At 49.2% G+C, this 24,544-nt stretch carries 16 protein-coding genes; 9 read left to right on the forward strand and 7 right to left on the reverse strand.

Annotated features, from left to right (window positions below; all coding sequences use genetic code 11):
• Together GVI43_RS04970 and tolC are read right to left on the reverse strand one after the other, a co-directional pair.
• Complete coding sequence (locus tag GVI43_RS04970) at positions 1-675, reverse strand: DUF1190 family protein (protein ID WP_159565732.1); 675 nt, start codon at positions 673-675, stop codon at positions 1-3.
• A gap of 324 nt (positions 676-999) precedes the next feature.
• The gene (gene tolC / locus GVI43_RS04975; RefSeq protein WP_159565734.1) at positions 1,000-2,352 is read right to left on the reverse strand and encodes an outer membrane channel protein TolC; all 1,353 of its coding nucleotides are present in this window, start codon (positions 2,350-2,352) and stop codon (positions 1,000-1,002) included.
• A gap of 238 nt (positions 2,353-2,590) precedes the next feature.
• Here tolC and nudF point away from each other — a divergent pair, with 238 nt between their 5' ends.
• The 9 genes from nudF (at position 2,591) to ftsP (ending at position 12,847) form a co-directional block, all read left to right on the forward strand.
• A complete protein-coding gene (gene nudF, locus GVI43_RS04980; protein WP_159565736.1) occupies positions 2,591-3,223 on the forward strand; it encodes an ADP-ribose diphosphatase in 633 nt (210 codons plus the stop codon).
• A gap of 129 nt (positions 3,224-3,352) precedes the next feature.
• Positions 3,353-3,691, forward strand: a complete 339-nt coding sequence (locus tag GVI43_RS04985; protein WP_159565738.1) for a hypothetical protein — start codon at positions 3,353-3,355, stop codon at positions 3,689-3,691.
• A 185-nt stretch (positions 3,692-3,876) separates the two neighbouring features.
• Positions 3,877-4,299, forward strand: a complete 423-nt coding sequence (locus GVI43_RS04990) for a DUF1249 family protein (protein ID WP_159565740.1) — start codon at positions 3,877-3,879, stop codon at positions 4,297-4,299.
• 50 nt (positions 4,300-4,349) lie between these two features.
• Positions 4,350-5,177, forward strand: a complete 828-nt coding sequence (gene cpdA / locus GVI43_RS04995) for a 3',5'-cyclic-AMP phosphodiesterase (protein WP_159565742.1) — start codon at positions 4,350-4,352, stop codon at positions 5,175-5,177.
• On the forward strand, positions 5,177-5,758 hold the full coding sequence (gene yqiA / locus GVI43_RS05000; RefSeq protein ID WP_159565744.1) for an esterase YqiA: 582 nt from the start codon (positions 5,177-5,179) through the stop codon (positions 5,756-5,758). The genes cpdA and yqiA overlap by 1 nt, the downstream gene beginning before the upstream one ends.
• Before the next feature lie 100 nt (positions 5,759-5,858).
• Entirely contained in the window at positions 5,859-7,748 is a 1,890-nt protein-coding gene (gene parE / locus GVI43_RS05005) for a DNA topoisomerase IV subunit B (protein WP_159565746.1), read from the forward strand.
• Between the two features lie 123 nt (positions 7,749-7,871).
• Entirely contained in the window at positions 7,872-10,136 is a 2,265-nt protein-coding gene (gene parC, locus GVI43_RS05010) for a DNA topoisomerase IV subunit A (RefSeq protein WP_159565748.1), read from the forward strand.
• Between the two features lie 426 nt (positions 10,137-10,562).
• Positions 10,563-11,303: a 1-acylglycerol-3-phosphate O-acyltransferase gene (locus tag GVI43_RS05015; protein WP_159565750.1), complete on the forward strand. Its 741-nt coding sequence runs from the start codon at positions 10,563-10,565 to the stop codon at positions 11,301-11,303.
• Positions 11,304-11,413: 110 nt separating this feature from the next.
• Positions 11,414-12,847: a cell division protein FtsP gene (ftsP, locus tag GVI43_RS05020; RefSeq protein WP_246201518.1), complete on the forward strand. Its 1,434-nt coding sequence runs from the start codon at positions 11,414-11,416 to the stop codon at positions 12,845-12,847.
• Positions 12,848-12,987: 140 nt separating this feature from the next.
• On the opposite strand, the gene GVI43_RS05025 is transcribed toward ftsP, so the two are convergent.
• The 5 genes from GVI43_RS05025 to GVI43_RS05045 all read right to left on the reverse strand — a co-directional run bounded on the left by GVI43_RS05025 (position 12,988) and on the right by GVI43_RS05045 (position 24,536).
• Positions 12,988-16,056, reverse strand: a complete 3,069-nt coding sequence (locus tag GVI43_RS05025) for an autotransporter family protein (protein ID WP_159565754.1) — start codon at positions 16,054-16,056, stop codon at positions 12,988-12,990.
• 777 nt (positions 16,057-16,833) lie between these two features.
• Entirely contained in the window at positions 16,834-19,869 is a 3,036-nt protein-coding gene (locus GVI43_RS05030) for an autotransporter family protein (protein WP_159565756.1), read from the reverse strand.
• A gap of 644 nt (positions 19,870-20,513) precedes the next feature.
• Positions 20,514-21,620 (reverse strand): ABC transporter permease, encoded by a 1,107-nt coding sequence (locus GVI43_RS05035; protein WP_159565758.1) that lies wholly within the window; start codon positions 21,618-21,620, stop codon positions 20,514-20,516.
• Between the two features lie 11 nt (positions 21,621-21,631).
• On the reverse strand, positions 21,632-22,786 hold the full coding sequence (locus tag GVI43_RS05040) for an ABC transporter permease (RefSeq protein ID WP_159565760.1): 1,155 nt from the start codon (positions 22,784-22,786) through the stop codon (positions 21,632-21,634).
• Positions 22,779-24,536 carry an ATP-binding cassette domain-containing protein gene (locus tag GVI43_RS05045; protein WP_159565762.1) on the reverse strand — a complete coding sequence of 586 codons (1,758 nt, stop codon included), beginning with the start codon at positions 24,534-24,536 and terminating at the stop codon, positions 22,779-22,781. The genes GVI43_RS05040 and GVI43_RS05045 overlap by 8 nt, the downstream gene beginning before the upstream one ends.
• Positions 24,537-24,544: the final 8 nt, after the last annotated feature.

Below are 24,544 nucleotides of genomic sequence, written 5' to 3' on the forward strand. Positions count from 1 at the left end.
TTAACCGCCGAATGAACGGCTATTGCCGGTTGATGATGAACGCTTGTTACTACTGCTGGTGCTCTGCGCTGCATTTTGCTTATTAACCGAGTCACCAAAGCCACCGCGAGTAACCGTTGTGGTGGTTGCTGGCTTGGGCGCTAATGCCGCTTTATCTACCTTTATCGAACGACCGGTAGTCGATGCACCATAGTTACGGCCGGTAGCATCAACAAAGCGACCGTTTGCCGGGCTACCTGCGGCCTTAGAGGTAAACAGGGGGGATTGCCCGTATCCGCCGCTCATCATCCGGCCCATCATATAACCGGCCATCAGTGGCATCCACATGCTGCCGCTTTGCTGCGGCTGTGCCGACATCCCGGCTTGATCTGGCGTGACTGGTGTACACTGGGATTCACCAAATTCGGCTGCGCACTCTTCCTGAGTGGCATATTTTGGTGCGGTTTTCACCGCTTCTTCCTGAGCCTTATTGTAAGCAATGGCGCACTGTTCACCCATTGACGGGTTGCTTTGCTTGCATTCATCAGCATTCTGGAACAAAGACACGGTTTCGTCAGCCTGCTCACAGCCGGATAGCATAAATACCGCACTAACGGCGATGGCGACCGGAGCCATACGGTAAGTTCGAAATGCTTTACGAAATGAGTCTCGGTTGATATTTTTAGTGCGCTTCATGGTTAATCTGCCCTAGTGTTAAATATTGGATTCATACGCTGCTTTGCCGGAGATTTATTACTATCGCTGATAGTTAATCCGACTGAGGCAGAATAGGGAAAATCCTTTTAAATACGCTACGGCTAGGATAAGGGAAAGCATGCTGAAGTTAAAGCAAAGATGCCTTTTGCGGTGAGAATCGGCGTAGCCGATAAGAAAAATGTGCTCTGAATCTTGGTTTAGATTCTGACTTTCTGCATATGAATCTACATGTAAATATAAACGCCTCTGGTTAGTGAGCCAGAAGCGTTTATATCTGACTAATTTTCGGTAAAACTGAGCGTTTTACTTGATCGCAGGAATCGTCTCTATCGGTTTACCCAGTGAGCCGTTTAGCGCCATCAGATCGTTTTCATTCAACGTACCCAGCGCATACTTGATGTTTAACTGATTAATCAGGTAATCGTAGCGAGCGTTAGATAGCTGCTGCTTTGCGTTATACAGTGTGGTAGTTGCATTCAGCACGTCAACAATCGTACGGGTACCCACTTCATAGCCAGCCTGAGTGGCTTCTAATGAGCTTTCTGCTGAGACAACGCTTTGTTTATAGGCGCTCACCGAGCTGATTGAGGCCGATACGTTATTGTAGGAAGAACGCACGATCTGAATGACTGAACGATGGGCAGATTCTAGGGATTCACTGGAACCCACATAGTTATACTGTGCCTGCTGAACGCTTGAGTTGGTTCGCCCGCCGCTGAACAGCGGGAAGGTCAGCATTATACCTGCTTGAGTATTACCCGTGGTGGTATTGTCTAAGTTATTACTATAGCTAGTATAGCTACTGCGAGGGTCGGTATGGGTCAGTCCGGTTGACGCGGTTAATGATACCACTGGCATATAACCCGTTTGCTGTAACTTGATCTGCTCTTTAGAGAGATCCAAAGCCAAACGCGCGGTTAACAGGTTTAAGTTGCGATTTTCAGCCTGCTTTAGCAAACCGTTGACATCGCCGGGGAGCTGAGTTTTAAAGCGGTTGGTATCCAGAGAGCTAAGCTCCGGGTAGAACATGCCTGAAATCTGACGTAAAAGTTCAATGTTGTTTTCTAAGTTGTTGCGGGCCGTGACTTCGTTGGCCAGCGTCAGGTCATACTGAGCCTGAGCATTTTGCACGTCGGTAATGGCAACTAAACCCACATCAAAGCGCTGACGGGTTTGGTCTAACTGACGATAAATAGAATCTTTCTGAGCTTCAACCGAAGATAAAACGTCCAGCGTACGCAGTACGTTAAAGTAAGCGGTAGCGGTATTCAAAATTAAGGTTTGCTGTTGTGCCTGATAGGCAACGTCCTGAACGCCGGCCTGTTTCTCGGTGATGTTGAGCTGACGCCATAGCGACATATCAAAAATAGTCTGGCTGAGCTGCAAACTTCCAGTAGAAACGTCATTCTGAGAGTTGCTGTTATCACGATAGCCGCGATTAAGCGTATAGCCTGCATTTAGCCCTAGTTGAGGAAGCAGAGCGCCACGAGATTCACTGATTTTCTCGAATGCAGAATCACGGTCAGCCGCTACCTTACGCAAGTCTGGGTTATTGCTTTTAGCCTGTTGATATACTTGCATTAAGTTTTCAGCATAGGTCAACGTGCTGAGGCCGCCTAGGCTAAGACCAATAATCAGAGGAAGCAGTTTTTTCATGGGCGATCCTTGTTGTACAGCAATCATGTCGTTTTGCTTAATTGTTACTGTGAAATAGTAAATATAGTCGCGGATTCTACCAGAGTATCCTTGATAATAAAGATAGCTTTATGTGCCATATTGGCATTATTTACATAAAATTTACCCAGTTTTCACGATTATCTGTTGAACAGAACGTATATACCCAATCAAGATAAGCGTTATAGAATAATTTATCGACTAAATAGAGAAATAAATAATGACCTTATGCACATCGTCGCCGATTACGCTTGGCAAAAAGGATGTAGAAATGATCTCACAACAATCTCTTTACAAAGGGTTCTTTCGTCTTAATCAATATCGTTTCAGACATCGTCTGTTTAACGGTGATATGAGCGGTGAAGTGGTACGGGAGATCTTTGAAAGAGGCCATGCAGGGGTTTTATTACCTTATGATGCGCAGCGGGATAAGGTGGTATTGATCGAACAAATTCGCATTGCGGCACTTGAAACCAGCAAAACGCCATGGCTCCTTGAATTAGTGGCCGGAATGGTTGAACCGGGTGAAAATATCGAGCAAGTTGTGCGTCGTGAGGCGCAAGAAGAAGCTGATATTAAGGTTGGCCGGTGTAAACCGGTTGTTAGCTATTTGGCAAGCCCGGGTGGCACCAGTGAACGACTGTCTGTGATGGTGGGGGAGGTTGACTCATCGACAGCAAAAGGCATTCACGGTTTAGCTGAAGAAAATGAAGATATTCGCGTACACGTTGTCAGCCGTGAGCAAGCCTATCAATGGGTTGAAGAGGGCCTGATTGATAATGCGGCTTCAATTATCGCGATTCAGTGGCTACAGTTGCACTACCAGTCATTACGCCACGAGTGGAACGCATAATCACCCGTTCATTACTTTTCAATTGTCCGGATCCTGCTAATATTAAAAGAGTATTTCTAATATGGTGGTCTGGGCAATTGTGCTTACATGGCATCATAAAATATGGTTTCTGATTAAAGGATATCGGGTGTGGCGAATAAAATAGTCGAGAATATTATTAGTAGTATCGAACTAATTACTGAACCGGGAATTGACTCGGAGATCCAGCATTTCCTGCGATCCTGCGATGACGTTATTGAGTTCAGCGTTGAGATAAACGAGAGTAAATATTATATTGACCTGATATTAAAAAATTCCAATCTTCATGATATTAAAAACCATTTCTTATCTTTTGTTGCCTTTATGCAGTACTCCTATTTCACTTTCTATACCCGTAGAGCGGATGATAACTTAATCGTTTATCGGCTAATTAGCGGCGGCAGTGATATGAAAGGATTTTACTGTGAGTTGACCTATGAGCATCTTTGAGTTAATCAATTGGTTGATTAAATAAACGCATTGACCCAATTGATTGTTTATTTACCGGTATGACTTCCGTCATAATAGTTTCATATTTGAGATTGAAGTATAAATAATGACAGTGACCGGATTAAGCATCTCGATAATAATCAGCGGGTATCAATGCCGCCACCTGCTGAAATAACAAGGATAATATGAAACGATACGTTCCTGATTTCCCTGCGATGATGCGCTTAACCGAAATTAACTATGCGCAGCTGCGTCGGTTGATTCCGCGTGAAGATGAGGTCGGAAGCCGGGTTGAATTTGAAGTGGCTAGCGCTACGTATCGGATAGAAACGAAAGAGTCCACCCGCTATACTTCGCTGGTTTCGATTCAACAGATATTTCCAAAAGTCAGCTACTGGAGTATGCCGACGCTAAACGTGCGGCTTTATCATGATGCGCTCGTTGCAGAAGTGTGTTCCAGTCAACAGATCTTTAGATTTAAAGCACGTTATGATTATCCTAATAAAAAGTTACACCAACGTGATGAGAAGCATCAGATTAATCAGTTTTTAGCCGATTGGTTGCGGTTTTGTCTTATGAAAGGAACGATGTCTGTTCCGGCGTATTAAACACTTAGAAAGCAGGAGCTTACTAAATTTAGCCTTTTGAAGGAAACCTCTTGGAAAGCCTTTTTCAACTCCCCTTGGCTCGTGGGTCCAAAGCGAGAGTTTTACAGATTACTGATACCCACCTGTTTGCTGGTGCAGATGAAACCCTCCTAGGGATTAATACCCAAAAGAGCTTTCAGGCCGTACTGAACGCGATTGCTGAACAAGGGCATGATTACGATTTGATCGTTGCGACGGGTGATTTAGCTCAGGATCACACGCTTGCTGCTTACAATTGCTTTGCCACAGGTATTGCAACGCTTAAGGCACCTTGCGTTTGGCTTCCGGGCAATCACGATTTCCAACCGGCCATGGTTGATGCGATGGCTGCTGCAGATATCCTACCGTCTAAGCAGGTATTGCTGGGCGATGATTGGTTTCTTATTCTGCTAGATAGTCAGGTGCTGGGCGCCCCCTACGGTGAGCTAAGTGAATATCAACTCGATTGGCTGGATCGCTCTCTTAGCCAGTATCCCGATCGCCATGCATTAATTTTATTGCATCACCATCCGCTACCGTCCGGCTGTACATGGCTCGATCAACATAGTTTGCGCAATGGCCATGTGCTGGCAGAAGTTCTGAATAAACACCCAAAAGCAAACACGCTAATATGTGGCCATATTCATCAGGATCTCAATCTTGACTGGAACGGCCGGCGCGTGTTGGCTTCACCCTCTACCTGTGTGCAATTTAAGCCACACTGTACTAACTTTACTATTGATGATTTAGCGCCCGGCTGGCGGTACCTCGACCTTTATTCTGATGGTTCAATTGAAACTACGGTGTGTCGCCTTGACGGTGATACATTTAGACCTGACATGAACTCGGATGGTTACTGATGACAGCGTTGCTCTATGTCCATGGATTCAACAGTTCACCTCAGTCCGCTAAGGCCGTCAATTTTAAGCAATGGCTTGCTGAACATCATCCCCATATTGAGATGTTGATCCCTCAGATTCCGCCTTATCCGTCGGATGCGGCTGAACTGCTTGAGAGGATCGTGTTGGACAGAGCCGGAGAGCCTTTTGGGATTGTCGGTTCATCATTAGGTGGGTATTATGCCACCTGGTTATCCCAATGTTTCATGCTACCGGCCGTACTGGTTAATCCCGCGGTTAAACCTTTTGAGTGGCTTCAGGACTTTGTAGGAAATCACGAGAATCCCTACACCGGGCAGCAATATGTGATAGAGTCACGGCATATTTACGATCTCAAGGTTATGCATATCGAACCGCTGGAAGCGCCGGATTTACTTTGGTTACTGCAACAAACCGGAGATGAAGTTCTTGACTACCGTAGGGCGGTCACGTACTACACTTCCTGTCGGCAAACGGTAGAATCTGGCGGAAACCACAGTTTTGTTAGCTTTGAACACTATTTTTCCCCGATTATTGATTTTTTGGGGTTAGCTGCAGCTTAATGAATGCTTCAGCCTCCCAACCATAGAAGGTAAGCCGATTTTATCGGTAATTAAACAATGATCGTTCTCAGGCCTTAAAACTAGTCTAGAAAACCAAACGATGAGCCAATCCAGTTATAACGCTGATTCCATTGAAGTACTCAGCGGACTTGAACCAGTACGTCGCCGCCCCGGCATGTACACTGATACTTCACGCCCTAACCACTTGGGTCAGGAAGTTATTGATAACAGCGTCGATGAGGCGTTGGCAGGTCATGCCCATAAGATAGAAGTGATTTTGCATGAAGACCAATCGCTTGAAGTCAGCGATGACGGGCGGGGCATGCCGGTTGATATCCATGCGGAAGAGGGTGTGTCAGCCATTGAGCTGATTATGTGCCGTCTGCACGCTGGCGGTAAATTCTCCAATAAAAACTACCAATTTTCCGGCGGCCTACACGGCGTAGGTATTTCTGTGGTTAACGCCCTCTCAACCCGGGTTGAAGTGACCGTCCGCCGCGATGCTCAGGTTTATCAGATCGCGTTTGAAAACGGCGATAAAGTAGAAGATTTGAACGTTATCGGTACCTGCGGTCGTCGTAATACCGGTACCAGCGTTCACTTCTGGCCAGATCCTAGCTTTTTTGATAGCCCAAGATTTTCTGTTTCACGCCTCGTACACGTATTAAAAGCCAAAGCGGTTCTTTGCCCGGGCGTTGAAATTGTATTCAAAGATAAAGTGAATAACACCGAGCAACGCTGGTGTTACCAAGACGGCCTAACCGACTATTTAATGGAAGCGGTTAATGGCTTAGTGACGTTGCCTGAAGCGCCGTTTGTTGGCGGTTTTGAAGGTGACATTGAAGCCGTAGACTGGGCGTTGTTGTGGCTACCAGAAGGCGGAGAAGTTCTGAGTGAAAGCTACGTTAACCTGATCCCAACCATGCAGGGCGGTACGCACGTTAACGGCCTGCGTCAGGGCCTGCTTGATGCGATGCGCGAATTTTGTGAATTCCGTAATTTGCTGCCGCGCGGCGTTAAGCTGAGCGCTGAAGACATCTGGGACCGCTGTGCCTACGTTCTATCGCTGAAAATGCAGGATCCGCAGTTTGCCGGTCAGACTAAAGAGCGTCTCTCTTCCCGTCAAAGCTCGGCTTTTGTATCCGGCATCATTAAAGATTCTTTTAGCCTGTGGCTAAATCAAAACGTTCAGGCCGCAGAACAGCTGGCTGAACTGGCGATTTCCAGCGCTCAACAGCGTATGCGTGCCGCAAAGAAAGTCGTCCGTAAGAAGCTGGTTAGTGGCCCTGCATTGCCGGGTAAACTGGCTGATTGTTCTTCCCAAGACCTCAGCGTTACCGAACTGTTTTTAGTGGAAGGTGACTCTGCGGGAGGTTCTGCCAAGCAGGCCCGTAGCCGTGAGTTTCAGGCGATCATGCCGCTAAAAGGTAAGATTCTGAATACTTGGGAAGTGTCATCTGATGAAGTGCTGGCATCCCAAGAAATTCACGATATTTCAGTTGCGATCGGTATCGATCCTGACAGTGACGACTTAAGCCAGCTACGCTACGGTAAGATCTGTATCTTAGCGGATGCGGACTCCGATGGTTTGCACATCGCTACCCTGATTTGCGCTCTGTTCGTTCGCCATTTCCGTAAAATGGTGGAAGAAGGCCATGTATATGTTGCGATGCCACCGCTTTACCGTATTGATTTAGGAAAAGAGGTTTTCTACGCGTTAGATGAAGCGGAGAAAGAGGGCGTGCTGGAACAGCTTAAGCGTAAAAAAGGCAAACCAAACGTTCAGCGCTTTAAAGGGCTGGGTGAGATGAATCCTTTACAGCTGCGCGAAACCACTATGGATCCCAACACCCGCCGTTTGGTTCAGCTAACGCTGGAAGAGGGTGATGTCACCATGGCGCTGATGGACATGCTGTTAGCCAAGAAACGTTCCGAAGATCGCCGCAACTGGTTACAGGAAAAGGGCGATATGGTTGAACTTGATGTTTAAGCCTCGGGTTCATCTTAAATAGTTAATTCTGGTTTTAATCAAGCGCCTGAGTCAAACATACTGACAAGTAGTCTGTTTTTTCATTGGATGCAGAGTTAGGACGGGAAAGGAAAAAGTCATTCTATGAGTGAAATAACTCACGACGGTGTCGAGCGTCAACCGCTCCACCAGTTTACTGAAAATGCTTATCTGAACTATTCCATGTACGTCATCATGGATAGGGCACTGCCGTTTATCGGCGATGGGCTAAAACCGGTACAGCGGCGCATTATATACGCGATGTCTGAGCTGGGTCTTAGCTCCGCCGCTAAGTTTAAAAAATCGGCTCGAACCGTTGGTGACGTGCTGGGTAAATATCATCCTCACGGCGACAGCGCCTGTTATGAAGCCATGGTATTAATGGCGCAGCCGTTCTCTTATCGCTACCCACTGGTAGATGGTCAGGGAAACTGGGGTGCACCGGACGATCCTAAATCGTTTGCGGCCATGCGTTATACCGAATCCCGCTTATCTAAATATGCAGAGCTATTGCTGAGCGAATTAGGCCAAGGTACGGTCGATTACTCGCCTAACTTTGACGGCACCTTGCAAGAGCCTAAAATGCTACCGGCTCGGTTACCCAATATTCTGCTTAACGGTACCACCGGTATTGCCGTGGGTATGGCGACCGATATTCCGCCGCATAACGTGCGGGAAGTGGCTAACGCCGCGGTACTGTTGCTGGAAAATCCAAAGGCAACGTTGGATGACGTGATGGCGTTCGTTCGCGGGCCGGATTACCCGACCGAAGCCGAAATCATTACGCCGCATGAAGAGATCCGTAAAATTTACCAGAGCGGTAAAGGCTCCGTTCGCATGCGTGCCGTGTGGAAAAAAGAAGAGGGCGAGATCGTTATTACGGCTCTGCCTCATCAGGTTTCCGGCGCTAAGCTAATGGAGCAAATTGCCAGTCAGATGCGGGCTAAAAAACTGCCGATGATTGAAGATTTGCGCGATGAGTCAGACCATGAGAATCCAACGCGGCTGGTGCTGGTTCCTCGTTCTAACCGGATTGACATGGAGCAGGTGATGAACCACCTGTTTGCCACCACCGATCTGGAAAAAAGCTATCGCATTAATCTGAACATGCTTGGCCTAGACGGTCGCCCGGCGGTTAAAAATCTGGTTGAGATTTTATCTGAATGGCTGGTTTTCCGTCGCGACACGGTTACCCGTCGCCTGAACTACCGGTTAGATCGTGTATTAAAGCGTCTGCATATTTTAGAAGGCTTATTGGTTGCCTTCCTGAATATTGATGAAGTAATTGAAATCATCCGCACTGAGGATGAACCCAAGCCTGCCCTGATGCAGCGTTTCGGGCTTACTGATACTCAGGCCGAATCAATTCTTGAGCTGAAACTACGTCACCTTGCCAAACTGGAAGAGATGAAAATCCGCGGCGAGCAGGATGAGCTAGCCAAAGAGCGCGACCAGCTACAGACGCTATTGGCCTCTGAGCGCAAGATGAACACGCTGATCAAGAAAGAAATTTTGGCCGATGCTCAGGCCTATGGCGATGAGCGCCGTTCCCCGATTGTGGAACGTGATGAAGCTAAAGCAATGAGCGAGCATGACTTTGTTCCTTCTGAGCCGGTTACCATTGTGCTTTCGGACATGGGCTGGGTCAGAAGCGCCAAAGGGCATGATATTGAACCCGGTGGGTTGAGCTATCGCGCCGGAGACAGCTTCCGCGCCGCGGCTCGGGGTAAGAGTAACCAACCGGTGGTGTTTATTGACTCCACCGGGCGCAGCTATGCGCTAGACCCGCTGGCACTGCCTTCCGCCCGAGGGCAGGGTGAGCCTCTGACCGGCAAGCTAACGCTGCCGTCAGGCGCCACCATTGAACAGGTATTGATGAACTCGGAAGAGCAAAAGCTGCTAATGGCATCCGATGCCGGCTACGGTTTTATCTGTACCTTTGACGATTTGGTCGCTCGCAACCGTAACGGTAAGGCGCTTATCTCGCTGCCGGACAATGCCAAGGTATTATCACCGCTGGAAGTTAACGGTGAAGATGATTTACTGCTATCAATTACCGCCGCAGGCAGAATGTTGCTGTTCCCGGTTTCCGACCTGCCACAGCTGTCTAAGGGCAAAGGGAATAAGATTGTTTCAATTCCTTCCGCTCAGGCGGCTTCCGGTGAAGATCGCATTGCTTATCTGTTTATTCTGACGCCGAAATCGTCGGTGACGCTGCACGTGGGTAAACGTAAGCTTCAGCTTCGGCCGGAGGATTTACAGAAGTTCCGGGCAGAGCGCGGGCGTAAGGGTACTCTACTGCCACGCGGCCTGCAGCGTATTGATAGTATTGACATTGATACGCCACCAGCGCCGGGCGAAGAGAGCTAACGGTGCGCATTAAGGGTAACCGGTAATATCCGATAGGCTGTTCCTTTATCAGGGCAGCCTATTTACTTATATCCTTCATACTTCAAGTTGCAGATGAGCTGGCTGCGTTGGTTGCTTGGCCCACCCTTTACTCCAGTAAGCTCATCGGGGTTTACTCATTAGCTGCTTTTTTGCACCTCGAATTATTATGGGTATATACCCTGCGTATTTGATGTTTTAGATATTGATGACCGACTGAATGGTTATTTGATTAAAATAGTATGGCGTTGCCTGAATTAAGCTATTCAATTTGAATTAGCGGGAAGATAGTCAGGCGAAGTTCAATTAAGGCTCCGGTGCTTTATTTTAATCGACTCATTTTTTGAATCTGTGCGTTTTCTTTATCAGTCGGTATATACTAACCGGCTGTAAATGAAAGAGGTTTATATGCTAGCTATTTTGCGTGCTCTTATTGTTATTCCATTCTGTATTTTAGTGTGTGTGTTCGGCTCATTATATTGTCTTTTTAGTCCGCGCAACCCTCGCCATGTGTACACGTTTGGTCGACTGTTTGGCAGCCTGTCTCCGCTTTTTGGCTTAAAAGTCAAATATCGCCTAAACCCAGAGGTAAAGGTTAGTGGTAACTGCATCTATATCGCTAATCATCAGAATAACTACGATATGGTCACAGCCGCCGCCGCCGTACAGCCGAGAACGGTAACCGTTGGCAAGACGAGCCTGTTGTGGGTCCCGTTTTTTGGTCCATTTTACTGGCTAACCGGCAACATTCTGATCGACCGTAATAACAAATCCAAGTCGCGAGATACCATTTACCAAATCGTTGAGCAGATGAAAAAACGCGACCTGTCGGTCTGGATGTTCCCTGAGGGAACTCGTAGCCGCGGGCGTGGTTTACTCCCGTTTAAAACCGGTGCCTTTCATGCCGCGATTGCTGCCGGCGTGCCGATTGTGCCAATTTGCGTCTCTAATACCAACAACAAGATTAACCTTAACCGCTGGAATAACGGTCACGTGATTGTTGAAATGATGTCTCCGATTGATACCAGCGTTTATACCAAAGATCGGGTTCGCGAATTAGTTGCTCATTGTCAGCAAGTGATGGTCGATAAGCTGGAACAGCTTAATCAGGAAGTTGCTGAAAGCGAAGCGGCAGAGCGTAAAAAGTAATCTGGCTGCATTATGTATTTCTAATATCCCATTGGTTGTAAAAACCGCGCAAAACGATATTAGCTATTTTAGTTGTTATAGACGAAGGCTGTTTTTTCATGGTAGCGAGATTGAATAAGAACTCTGTATCCATTAGTCGCCGTCGGTTACTTCAGGCCAGCGGCGTTGCTTTAGGCGCTAGTCTGTTACCGAGCGCTCCGGCTTTTGCCGAAATGCCACAGGTTGCGTTACCGGTTCCTCCACTTTTGGAAACCCGCCGCGGCCAGCCGCTGTATCTTTCTATGCAGCGCACCCATTGGGAATTTATCGCCGGTAACCGCGTATCGACATGGGGATTTAACGGAACCTACTTAGGGCCGACCGTGCGCGTACGCAGTGGTGACGACGTTAAGATGGTGTATAGCAATCGCTTAAATGAGCCGGTTGCGGTAACCGTCAGCGGGCTGCAGGTGCCCGGAGTTCTTATGGGGAACGCGGCTCGGCTGATGTCGCCGGGCGTTGACTGGTCGCCGATCGTTCCAATTCGTCAGCCAGCGGCCACCTGCTGGTATCACGCGATTACGCCGAATAAAACTGCGGCGCATATTTATAACGGTTTAGCCGGAATGTGGATTATCGAAGACGATATTAGCCGCAATTTGAATATTCCTAACCAGTATGGAATCAACGACTTCCCGCTGGTGCTGCAAGATAAGCATTTTGACTCTTTTGGCCAACCGGAATACGCGCAGACCGATAAATCCGGATTTTTAGGCGATACGCTATTATCTAACGGCGTGCCGGGACCTTATATCGAAGTCGGCCGTGGCTGGGTTCGTTTGCGTTTGCTGAATGCCTCTAGCTCTCGTTGTTATACCTTAGCCATTAGCGACGGTCGGCCGTTCCAAGTGATTGCCAGCGATGTTGGTTTGCTGACTGCCCCCATTGCCGTGACTCAGCTACATCTGGCTCCGGGAGAGCGCCGGGAAGTGCTGATCGACATGTCTAAAGGCGAGGCGGTTTCTATTAATGCCGGGCTGTCTGCCGGGGTAGTCGATCGTTTACGCGGGTTCTTTGAGCCATCGAGCATTTTAAATTCATCGCTGGTTTTGACTATTCGCCCGACCGGGCTGATTGCTCTGTCTACCGATAAACTACCGACCAGCCTCAAACCGGTCGATGTGCTTGACGGCAGTATTGTCCGTTCTCGTGAGTTCATTCTGGGCGGAGACGTTCCCGGTATTAACGGTCCGATTTGGGATCCGTTACGGGTCGATACTCAGGCATCGCAGGGAACCTGGGAGCGCTGGATTATTACAACCTCCAAACCTCAGCCGTTCCACCTTCAGGGCGCATCTTTCTTTGTCAGCGCCGTTAATGGCGCTAAACCGGCACCTGAAGATTCCGGCTGGAAAGATACGGTCTGGGTGGAAGATAAAGTGGAACTGCTGGTTAAATTCGGCCACGCTTCCTCACCGCATTTTCCATTTATGTACTACAGCCATAATTTAGATATGGCAGACAGAGGGAATATTGGGCAGTTGCTGGTGACCGAGAGGAACTAGGCTTGAGGAATTAAGCTTAAAGGATAAGCCGTTTTTGACCGTTCTGCGTTGTCGAAGTGTTTGACCAATAAAATATGCCGCAACTGAAGTTGCGGCATATTAGCTAATAAGAGCTTACCCGTTGGTTAAGTGATATCAGGTTACCATTGAACGCTGACGCCGATGCGGCCATTCCAGGATTTCATACCTGAATTGTCAAGCGACTGGCTGTAGCCCGCACCGCTGTATACGCTGACTTTATCGCTGACTTTTCCGCTGATGCCAACGTCAATGCCACCCAGCGTTCCGCCAAGGTCGGAGGTAAACGTGACCGGATTCTGACCGTTTAACGACGTAGCCGTCATTTTACTCTCGCCCATGAACTCATGCCAAACGTTGACACGGCCCCAGGTATTGAGCTGGCGCACGCCGGTCGTGTCCCAGGCTTTATTCAGGCGTAGCCCGGCGCGGCTAAGCAATGACTCAGTGTTTCCATAGCTAAACTTGCCATAGGCATCCTGCGCATCGTCCAATGAGACCAACTGATAAGCGAGCTGAGCCTGCGGTTCCAGCGTCCAGTTGTTGCCGAGTATGTGGGAATAGCCGCCCTCAAGGGAGGCCAGAAGCCCCAAACCGTCCGGATTGACCTGCTTCCCATAGGTCGATTTGGCATCCGCCGAATAGAATGTACTCTGGATAATGGTATTCGTGTACCAGCGAGAAGGGCTCGCATGATGCCAATAGCCGCCAACTGTGTAGGCATCCATGTTAATCGTGCCGGCTTTTGAATTGAACATATCTTCAACGTCGGCGGCGATCTGGCCGTAGCCGACATAGACGCCTAGCTTATCGAGAGTCCCGTTCGCCTGCTGGTGGTCGAAGACACCCACGCCGATCTGCACGCCGGCGGAATCGTAATCATAATTAGGCCCGCGGCTGGAGAAGCTATCGCTGTCGCGTATGCCGCGCTCGCCGAAAATTCGGGCCCAGGATCCTGAGAACCACTGGCTTGATGCTTCACCGATCGGAGTCCGTTCTGAGCATTGAACAGATTTATTTTCAGAACCGGTACGTTGCTGCTTGCTATCATCGGCACAGGTAGCGTCATTCGCTGTGAAAAACCAGCTTTCCGGCTCAATGTTACTGCTAAGATCGGCAGTCATCGATGCATATTTAATTGCCAATGATGGAATGACCATATCAACCGGCACTTCCGGGCGAATGTTCGGCACCTGCTTACCGCCGCCGGTTGAACCGCCTGAATCCTCTGGATTGACTGGATTGACTGGGTCAACTGGGTCAACTGGATCAACCGGTCTGGTACTGCGCAGGTACCAGTTACGATTGTCATCGCTGCCGTCAACCGCGCCTTTATAGAGGTTGTAATCATAAGCGCCCGCAGCGACCCGCTCGTTAAGCGCAAAGTGGCCGTCGGAGGCGCCCTGAACGGTCACGACTTCGATACCGTTACCGCTGGTGAGTGCGCCTGCACCGTTGCTATTGACGATTTTCAGCAGGCTTTGGCCTGAGGTATTGCCTTCAACGACCAGCTTATTGCTTGGCGACGCATCGCCATCGAGCTGGGTATTGAGGGTAATTAAACCGTTATTGCCCACATAGTCACCGCGCACGGTCAGGGTTTTGAACGCATTGTCCGGCGCGGCGAAGGCGAGGGTTGCGTTATCGATGGACAGCGAGCCGACATCGGAATCACCGGTCATGGTCCAGAAAGCGCCGCCGTTCAGCGCCACCGCGCCAATATTGTTTGCAGCACCATTCCAGCGCGAATCGCTGTTCAGCGTGATCGCCGCATTGTTCTGCGTCACCGAGTGGATATTGCCGGTCAGCTCCGAGCCTGTGCTGGCGGTAAGCGCGACATCGCCCGTGCCCTGCACATCGAGCAGATAGGCATTGCCGGCTGTGACAACGGCAGCATCGGAGAGGTTCACTACCGCGCCAGCGCCGGTAACCTGGAAGGTATTTTCGGTGCTGGTAACCGAGCCGCCGGACATCGTCAGGACGTTATTGGCGCCGCTGAACATGACACCGATATTGTTGACGCCTTTTGCGGCAACTTTCGTATTGGTTAAGTTTGTTCTTGCGCCCGTTCCGCGCATCGATAAGGCGGTGGAATTAGCACCGGTGGTGGTTACACTCGAATTGGTGGCGGTGACGACAACGTTATTGGTTCCGGCAACTCTGAGGCCGGTGGAGGACGCGCCGCTCATCAAAATGGTCAGGCCGTCAGCTGTCACTGTGCTGACGCCAGAGACGCTCAGTCCGTAGGAATCAGTGCCGGTTACATTGATCTGTGAATTGACGATATTGACGACATTGCTGCTGCCGTTGCTGGTACCAGTGTAAATCCCCGCTTCCGCGGTGCCGGTCACCGTAATGGTGGAATTGCGCATATCAAGCGAGCCACCATTAAAATTTACGATGCCACTTGCACCGTCCAATGAATTGACGGTGATATTGACATTATCCAGCTCGGCGCGGCCTCCGTGGCCGTTAAAAACACCCGAATTCCGGACACCGTAAATATTCGTAGAGATCGGCCATATGCCGATGTAGCCGTTAGGGTCTGTGCCATTCACCGTGATATTGCTGTTGCTCAGCTTCAGCGTGCCGTTGGTCACGGACGCGCCGATATCGGCGGAGGGGCCTTGCACAGTCACGTTGTTAAATGAGGCGCTTGCGTTATTTACCGCGATTCCCATAAAGGCACTGTAGTTGCCAGAGGCATGGGTGCCGGTCACGTTGATTGTAACGTTATCAAGCATCCCGGCTGGCACAGTGGTGTTGTTCAATACATAAATGCCGGCTGAGCCTGCGGCGCTACCGGTGGTGTTGATAACGGTATTGCCGGTCAGGGCAACCTGACCGGCAATACCGATCCAGATGCCGCCGCGCGCGCCAGTCAGGGTTGCTCCGTTGAGCGAAATCAGCGAACCGCCGGATGAATTGACGGCATTGGTATCGCCATTGGTGATTGCGATGGTCCCGTTGCCGGCGATGATCCCGCCGCCGCTTGCCGAGATAGCGTAGCCGCTGGCAACCTGCACAGTAGAGTCGGCAGGAATAGTGATATTCTGACCGGTACCGGCGGTTATCGGCGTGGTTATTGTTGCTGCCAATGCCATTGGAGACGTACTGAGTACGGTCATTGAACATAATAATGCGAGAGGTGAAGGGGCGATCCGTCGGATAAAACTGTCTAAACTTTCCATGCTGGTGATACTGTCCTGAGGTTAATAGTTTGTTGCAGGATATTATATTGACTCATTTATGATTTCAATATTAATAAATATGGAACTCTTTTATTTTGGTAACAAATTAATTCAAGAACTTATTTGTTATATTGTTTAATATATATTACATTCTATTTTTTGAGTTGTTTATTTATGTAAGATATTGATTACATGCATTTTTATTGGAATTTTCTATTGTGATAGATAACCCAAATACAAAAAATATGTGTATTATTGGTAATTTTTTTAAATTAGTTATTAATATAAATTTATATTTATTCTTGTTGTTAATGAGTTTTTTAAATATATTTTGCAACTCATTTGTCGAGTGAGTGTTTGATCTCATTGATTTATTGAACTTCTCCCGGCGGGAGGAATGCTGACAAACCTGAAAGTTTAAATATGTTGGTTTGAAAAACTTAATCGGAAGGAGAGGGTTCCGTTCGGGTCGTAGCAGCTTTAGCTGCCGACAAATTTGTTTGGAACAAATTTGAACAGCGCTAGCGCTGGCCCGCAGGGTGGGACACAAGGATGTGTCCCATAACCGCCCGTAGGAATCCTAGGCCTGACGCTCATTTGGCTCAAAAGTATCGCCCCTCGGCCGCTAGGAAAAACTAATATTCCAATGTTGATTATGCGGACGAAACTTACGCTGAAATCAAATTAAACTACTTTGTCATCAATCTGAAATACCGCAACTTCTGTTGCGGTATTTTAGCTAGTCAAAACCGATTTATTGATTAAGCGATATCAGTTTTACCACTGAACGCTGACGCCGATGCGGCCATTCCAGGATTTCATACCTGAATTGTCAAGCGACTGGCTGTAGCCCGCACCGCTGTATACGCTGACTTTATCGCTGACTTTTCCGCTGATGCCAACGTCAATGCCACCCAGCGTTCCGCCAAGGTCGGAGGTAAACGTGACCGGATTCTGACCGTTTAACGACGTAGCCGTCATTTTACTCTCGCCCATGAACTCATGCCAAACGTTGACACGGCCCCAGGTATTGAGCTGGCGCACGCCGGTCGTGTCCCAGGCTTTATTCAGGCGTAGCCCGGCGCGGCTAAGCAATGACTCAGTGTTTCCATAGCTAAACTTGCCATAGGCATCCTGCGCATCGTCCAATGAGACCAACTGATAAGCGAGCTGAGCCTGCGGTTCCAGCGTCCAGTTGTTGCCGAGTATGTGGGAATAGCCGCCCTCAAGGGAGGCCAGAAGCCCCAAACCGTCCGGATTGACCTGCTTCCCATAGGTCGATTTGGCATCCGCCGAATAGAATGTACTCTGGATAATGGTATTCGTGTACCAGCGAGAAGGGCTCGCATGATGCCAATAGCCGCCAACTGTGTAGGCATCCATGTTAATCGTGCCGGCTTTTGAATTGAACATATCTTCAACGTCGGCGGCGATCTGGCCGTAGCCGACATAGACGCCTAGCTTATCGAGAGTCCCGTTCGCCTGCTGGTGGTCGAAGACACCCACGCCGATCTGCACACCGTAGGAATCGTAGTCATAATTAGGTCCGCTGTTCGATAAGCTATCGCTGTCGCGTATGCCACGCTCTCCGAGAATGCGCGCCCAAGTTCCAGGAAACCACTGGCTTGATGCCTCTCCGACCTCAGGAACCCGCTCTGAACACTGGATGGATTCATTTTTAGCATCGGTATCGTGCTTCTTGTTGCCGTCGTCGGAACAGACGGTGTCACTCGCTGTGGAAAGCCAGTTTTCCGGCTCAATCTTATTGCCAAGATCGGCCGTCATTGACGCATATTTAACCGCTAATGACGGAATGGCCATGTTAAGCGGAACTTCTGGACGAATGTTCGGTACCTGCTTACCGTTTCCGCCTGAACCTGAACCTGAACCTGAACCTGAACCTGAGCCTGAGCCTGAGCCATTCGGTGGATCAACCGGCGTCGTACTACGCAGGTACCAGTTACGATTGTCATCGCTGCCGTCAACTGTGCCCTGATAGAGGTTGTAATCGTAAGCCCCTGCAGCGACCCGATCGTTCAGCGTAAAGCGACCGTCTGAAGCACCCTGAACGGTAATAACTTCGATACCGTTACCCGTAGTGAGTGCGCCGGAGCCATTACTATTAACGACTTGCAGCAGACTGCTGCCAGACGTATTCCCCTGAACTACCAATTTATCGGTTGGAGACGCGTCGCCATCGAGCTGGGTATTGAGAGTAATTAGACCGTTGTTGCCCGTATAGTCGCCGCGCACCGTCAGGGTCTTGAATAAACCGCTCGCCGGCATGAAAGCCAGTTTGCTGTTATCCAGAGTGAACGATGCGACGTCGGAATCATTGGTCATAGTCCAGATACTGTCGTTTGACATTGATACGTCGCCAACATTGCGGGCTGCACCGGTCCAACGAGAGCTGCCGTTCATTGTCACCATTGCATGGTCCAAGGTGGCTGACTGAATATCACCGGTCAGGTTAGCGCCGGTGTCGGCGAGAAGTACTGCGTCCCCGGTTCCCTGTACGTCCATCAGCAGATTGTCGCCGGGTGTAACGGTGACACCGTGAGTGAAATTCAAGTTGGCACTGGTGCCGGTTACTTTTAGGGCGGTGCCTGAGCTTGTTAGTGAGCCGCCATCCATCGCCAAACGATCGTTACTGCCTGTGATTTCCGCACCGATATTACCCACTCCGTGAGCATCAATATGACTATCGGTAAAGTAGGGGACGTTGTTTGTTCCCTGTACTTTCACACCTATGGACGAATCACCCTCTGTCGTAACGTGCGTACTATTGAAATGGGCGGTAGCGTTAGAGGTATTGATTCCACCGACCTTTATTCCGAGAGATGAATCACCGCTCATGTTTACGCTCAGCCCGTCTGCCGTTAGCGTACCTCCGGGGATGTATACGCCAGTGGTGTACTTGCTGGTTGCGTTGACCTGCGTGTTACTGATAGTCGTCGTTACGTTGGTGCCAGAGCCGTTGTATATACCCGATGACCGGTTGAAATCTCCCGTTTTCTCACCCGTCATGGTAATCGTCGAGTTGGCTATATTGACTGAAGTACCGTCCAGATAAGCCATAATGCCGTACGCATTCTGTGAGCTATTAAGGGTGAGATTAACGTTATCAATATCCGCATGGCTCTGACCACCAGCTAGAGTCTCTAAGAAAACGCCTATCTGATGGTTATTAAGAAAGTTCACGTTTTCAGGCCATATACTCATACCTATACTATTACTGGGCAGCGTGCCATTGAGCGTAATATTGCTGTTGGTTAACTTCAAGTTTCCGTTGCTTACTAACGCACCGATATCACCCGATGTACCCTGAACCGTTAGGTTATTGAACGATGCGCTGCTATTTTTAAGCGCTACCCCGATATAGGCGGCGCTGTTGGTGGTGTGGGTACCACCAATATTGACAGTCACATTGTCAAGCGTTCCTACCGGTGCGGTTGGGGTATTCAGCAAATAAATACCGGCTGAACCGCGGGTACTACCGGTAGAGTTGATAATGGTGTTGCCGGTGAAGGAAATTAGGCCGTAGGAGTCCATCCATGCACCGCCGCGTGCGCCGGTCAGGGTAGTACCATCAAGGGAAATCAGTGACCCCGCGCCCGATGAATTGACGGCGTTAGTATCCCCTGTGGTGCTTGCTAATATACCTGAACCCGAGATGACGCCGCCACCGGCTGCCGAAATAGCCCAGCCGCTGGCAACCTGCACGGTAGTGCCTGTAGGTATAGAAATATTTTGACCGGTACCGGCGGTTATGGGTGCTGCCAATATAACGGAAGGGGTAGTGATTGCGGCCATTGAACACAATAATGCGCTAGGTGAAGGCCTGAAGAGTCGGATGAAAATTTTTAAACGAGCCATGTCGGTGGTACTTTCCAGAGGATCTATATAAAGCGCGGTATGCTATATTGACACATATATGAGTTTCAATAATATATATGTAAAAATTTTTAACGTTGGTAACAAAATAATTCATTAAGTTGCCTGTGCTATTGCAGTGAAAGTGTAATGCATTGTTTTTATTTAAATTAATTATTATATTTTATTGATAATTTATATAAATCAATAAATTAATATATGAGCTGTTTATTTTTACTATATTTTATAAATAGTTGGACAACTCATTAGTTGTGGTGAGTGTTTGTTTTTATTTATATTATTGAATAAGTAGTTAACATCGTGGTTGTTTGAGTTGATTTATTACTCAACTAATAAACTAAGGTTGATGCATTTTGTGCACACTTTAGCTGAGGGTGATTGATAAAATGCGCGTTGATTCTGCGGCAACATAAGGGAAACGTAAGTTTGTTTAAGTGAAGTAGCCAGAAGTCTAACTTAAAACATCGCCCCTCGGCTGCAGGAAATCGCTCATATTCCGATGTTATCGATGTGGAAGACGCTTAGAGTAAAGCCTCATTGGGCCATTTTACCGTTGGCTAAGCCTATGAAACCCGTCTTCTGAATATCCAATATGCCAGGCTTCCCGTGGTGAGCGTAATCACTAATAACGGCCACAAACTCCCCCAAATAATAGCGAAGTCCGCATCCTTCAGGTAAATCTGTTTGGTGATATCCGTAAAGTGGCGGATTGGGTTAACCCAAGTGACGTGCTGTAGCCAGACCGGCATATTCTCAACCGGCGAAACGTAGCCAGAGAGCAGGATCGCCGGCATCATAAAGACAAATACGCCGATAAATGCCTGCTGCTGAGTGGCGCACAGCGATGAAATTAGCAGGCCGAACCCGACCAACGACAGGCTGTAAATTATCATAGTGCCGTAAAACATTGGCAGGGATCCGGCGAACGGAATTTGGTAGGCCAGTATACCGATGGTCAGCACAATCGAACCCTGAAATATCGCCACAATCATGGCCGGAACTGCCTTGCCGATAAATATCTGCCATGTGGTTAACGGCGATACCAGCAGCTGTTCCATCGTTCCCTGCTCGCGCTCGCGGGCCACGGACAGCGAGGTGACGATCAGAACGCCAATGGTGACGATCATGGCTATCAGTGAGGGAATAACAAACCACTTATAGTCCAGATTTGGGTTATACCAATTACGGATAACCAGCTCGCTGTTGTTTTGTTTCGGTAAGCCCCCGGTGAGCTCCTGCTGGTAATTGGCGACGATTTGCTGAATGTAGTTAGCCGCTATCTGGGCGCTGTTAGAACGACGCCCGTCGAGAATTATTTGCAAAGATGCGGTTTGGCCGCGTTCGATATCTCGTGAGAAATCTGATGGAAAGCGAACCAGCAACAGGGCTTTCTGCTGGTTGATGGTCGAGTCGATTTCCGGTGAACTATGCAGCAATAGCACGTTAGTGAAGGCTTTGGCTTTGGCAAACCGTTGAGTCAGCTCCACTGAGGCTTTACCGCTGTCTTCGCTATAAACGGCTATCGTGGCGTTGGTCACTTCCAGCGTGGCGGCAAAGGGGAACAGGAACACCTGCAATAACACCGGTAATACTAATATTGCCCGCGTTTGCGGATCGCGCAGCAGGGACTGGAGTTCTTTAATGATAAGGCTAAGCAGGCGATGCAGCATGATGATTTCCCCTAATCCAGCCGCCGCTTGGTTTTCCAGGCGGTGAGTCCGATAAAGAAAATCGCCGAAGCAATTAAGAACAGTAGATTCGTTAGCAAAATGGGGCCGATATTGCCTGCCAGAAACAGCGTTTGTAGCGTGCTGACAAAATAGCGGGCCGGAATAATATAGGTCGTCGCCCTTACGATTTCCGGCATGCTGTCGATCTCGAAGATAAAACCGGACAACATCACTGCGGGTAAGAACCCTGCGTTGAGCGCCACCATGGCCGCGTTAAACTGGTTACGGGTCAGGGTAGAAATTAGCAAACCCATTCCCAACGTGCTGGCTAAAAACAGGCTGCTCATGCCAAATAAAATTAGCAGGGAGCCTCGGTAGGGAACGTCCATGACGAACACGGCCACAACCATGCACAACACCATGGCGATCATTCCCAAAACATAGTAGGGAATCAGCTTAGACAGCAGCAGCTCGGCGCGGGTAACCTGCGTCGACAAGAGGGCTTCCATCGTGCCTCGCTCCCATTCGCGGGCAATCACCAGCGACGTCAGAATAGCGCCAATTACCGTCATGATAATGGTGATCGCGCCGGGAATAATAAAATTACGGCTAATGGCCGCCGGGTTGAACCAGTAGCGTAGCTGAACGTTGATGAGCTGCTGCGGTTTTTCACCCTTATCAGTGGCTTCGTTGCGCAGCCACGTTTGCCAGATCCCCTGCGCGTAGCCCTGCACAAAATTGGCAGTATTGGGTTCGCTGCCGTCAGTAATAACCTGTACTGGCGCGCTGTCCTGCGGGCGGGCAAGGCGACGAGAAAAATCAGGCGGAATGACAATTAACCCGCGAATTTCTCCGGCCTGCAGCCTGTGAATTAAAGCGCGTTTGTCGGTACTGATGGTTGGGGCTATGTAGGCTGAGCCGATAAAGGCATCGACTAAGCGTCGGGCTTCGGGTGTCTGTTGCTCCATCAAAATACCGACTTTAAGCTTGCTGGAATCAAGATTAATCCCGTAGCCAAAAATAAACAGCAGCATCAGCGGAATAACAAAAGCAATCAGACCGCTGCTAGGGTCACGCAAAATTTGATAGGTCTCTTTACGGCACAGTGCGACCAGCCGACGAAGGGAAAATGAGGTATTTAGCTTTGACCGGGTTGCGTTAGCCATTGTTATCCTCCTTATCATAGCCGAGAACCAAATCAATGAAGGCCTGTTCCATGGTTGGGTTGGGATTGTCTGCGGTAGCAACCTGCTGCTTTAAATCGTCCGGAGAGCCAGAAGCAATAATCTTCCCGCGATAAACCAGCCCAACGCGATCGCAGTATTCGGCTTCATCCATAAAGTGAGTGGTCACCATCACGGTAACGCCTTGTTCTACCATGCCGTTAATATGTAGCCAGAATTCTCTGCGGGTGATTGGATCAACGCCGGAGGTCGGTTCATCTAAAAACAGGATATCCGGCTCGTGCATTAGCGCGCAGGAAAGGGCTAAGCGCTGCTTAAATCCAAGCGGTAACGCATTGGGCTCCTGTTTTAGAATCGGCGTAAAGTTAAAGGTGTCGACCATTTCGCCGATCTTATCTTTCTGCTTTTTACCGTGTAGCCCATAGGCACCGGAAAAGAATTTTAGGTTCTGTTCTACCGTCAGGTTGCCATACAGCGAAAACTTCTGGGCCATATAGCCTAAATGCTGGCGGACGTTGCCAGCGCCGGTTTTCAGGTCCATCCCCAGCACCTGTGCTTTACCGCTAGTAGGCACTAACAAACCGCACATCATCTTAAAGGTGGTCGATTTTCCTGCGCCGTTAGGGCCTAACAGGCCGAATATCTCTCCCCGTCTGACCTGAAAGCTCACGTTGTCCGTGGCGGCAAAGCTGCCAAACTTTTTGGTTAATGAACGGGACTCAATCACAATATCGTCCGCGCTGCCTTCTACAATCGGCATGATTTTAGCCAGCGCCGATTCGCTTTCCGGGTTGCCTCCGAGTAGGTCTATAAAGGCATCTTCGAAACGTGGCTCCGCTTCAACAACGTTAGCATTCGGTTGGCCTAGTAACTCGGGCAGTTGCCGGTGGTTTTCACCCTTGCGTAAAATCAGGCGCACCGCTTTTCCCTGAATCACGCCGTCGGTGATTTGGGGCAGCGTTAAGGCTTTTTGTAATAGCTTGCGGTTGGTTCCCTGAGTGGCAGAAATCAGAATACTGCGGCCAGCCATACGCTGGGTTAATTCCTGCGGCGGGCCGTTAAAAATCAGTTCACCTTCATTCATTAGCAGTACCTGACGGCACTGCTCGGCTTCATCCAGATACGACGTGCTCCAGAGTATCAGCATGCCTTCATCGGCCAGTTCGTGGACCATTTTCCACAGTTCGCGGCGCGAAATTGGGTCGACGCCAACGCCCGGTTCGTCCAGCAATAACACTTTGGGCTGACCAATCAGCGTACAGGCGAGGCCCAGTTTTTGTTTCATTCCGCCGGACAGTTTACCTGCCAGACGATCGGTAAAATGGGCTAAATCGGTGAAGGCCAGAAGTTTCTCAACTATTGTCCGACGTTGTTCTCCGATAACGCTGCGTAGATCGGCATAGAGAGTAAGGTTCTCCATCACGGTCAGATCTTCATACAGGCCAAACTTTTGTGGCATATAGCCTAAAACGGCATGCAGCTCTTTGTCGCTTTTGATGGGATCCAGATTGGCAACCCGAACGGTGCCGGAATCCTGCTTTAGTAACCCGGCTAGAATGCGGATTAGGGTTGTTTTCCCTGCGCCATCGGGGCCAACCAGCCCCATCACGGCTCCGCTGTCTATGCGAGTAGTCAGGCTGGCGACGGCCGGTTTGGTGAGGCCAGCAAAGCGTTTCTCAACGCCTTCCAGCACAATGCTATGACCGGCGGTGGCTGAGGCTATCTGTGTCATTACCGGTT

The sequence above is a fragment of the Budvicia diplopodorum genome, assembly GCF_009800925.1.
Taxonomy (GTDB): Bacteria; Pseudomonadota; Gammaproteobacteria; order Enterobacterales; family Enterobacteriaceae; genus Budvicia; species Budvicia diplopodorum.

Excerpts from the sequence above, each read along its gene's own strand:
- parE (WP_159565746.1), top strand. The coding sequence starts at position 5,859 with ATGAGCCAATCCAGTTATAACGCTGATTCCATTGAAGTACTCAGCGGA.
- GVI43_RS05035 (WP_159565758.1), bottom strand. The coding sequence starts at position 21,620 with ATGCTGCATCGCCTGCTTAGCCTTATCATTAAAGAACTCCAGTCCCTG.
- tolC (WP_159565734.1), bottom strand. The coding sequence starts at position 2,352 with ATGAAAAAACTGCTTCCTCTGATTATTGGTCTTAGCCTAGGCGGCCTC.
- GVI43_RS05025 (WP_159565754.1), bottom strand. The coding sequence starts at position 16,056 with ATGGAAAGTTTAGACAGTTTTATCCGACGGATCGCCCCTTCACCTCTC.
- yqiA (WP_159565744.1), top strand. The coding sequence starts at position 5,177 with ATGACAGCGTTGCTCTATGTCCATGGATTCAACAGTTCACCTCAGTCC.
- GVI43_RS05030 (WP_159565756.1), bottom strand. The coding sequence starts at position 19,869 with ATGGCCGCAATCACTACCCCTTCCGTTATATTGGCAGCACCCATAACC.
- parC (WP_159565748.1), top strand. The coding sequence starts at position 7,872 with ATGAGTGAAATAACTCACGACGGTGTCGAGCGTCAACCGCTCCACCAG.
- GVI43_RS05045 (WP_159565762.1), bottom strand. The coding sequence starts at position 24,536 with ATGACACAGATAGCCTCAGCCACCGCCGGTCATAGCATTGTGCTGGAA.
- GVI43_RS04990 (WP_159565740.1), top strand. The coding sequence starts at position 3,877 with ATGAAACGATACGTTCCTGATTTCCCTGCGATGATGCGCTTAACCGAA.
- nudF (WP_159565736.1), top strand. The coding sequence starts at position 2,591 with ATGACCTTATGCACATCGTCGCCGATTACGCTTGGCAAAAAGGATGTA.
- GVI43_RS05040 (WP_159565760.1), bottom strand. The coding sequence starts at position 22,786 with ATGGCTAACGCAACCCGGTCAAAGCTAAATACCTCATTTTCCCTTCGT.
- GVI43_RS05015 (WP_159565750.1), top strand. The coding sequence starts at position 10,563 with ATGCTAGCTATTTTGCGTGCTCTTATTGTTATTCCATTCTGTATTTTA.
- GVI43_RS04970 (WP_159565732.1), bottom strand. The coding sequence starts at position 675 with ATGAAGCGCACTAAAAATATCAACCGAGACTCATTTCGTAAAGCATTT.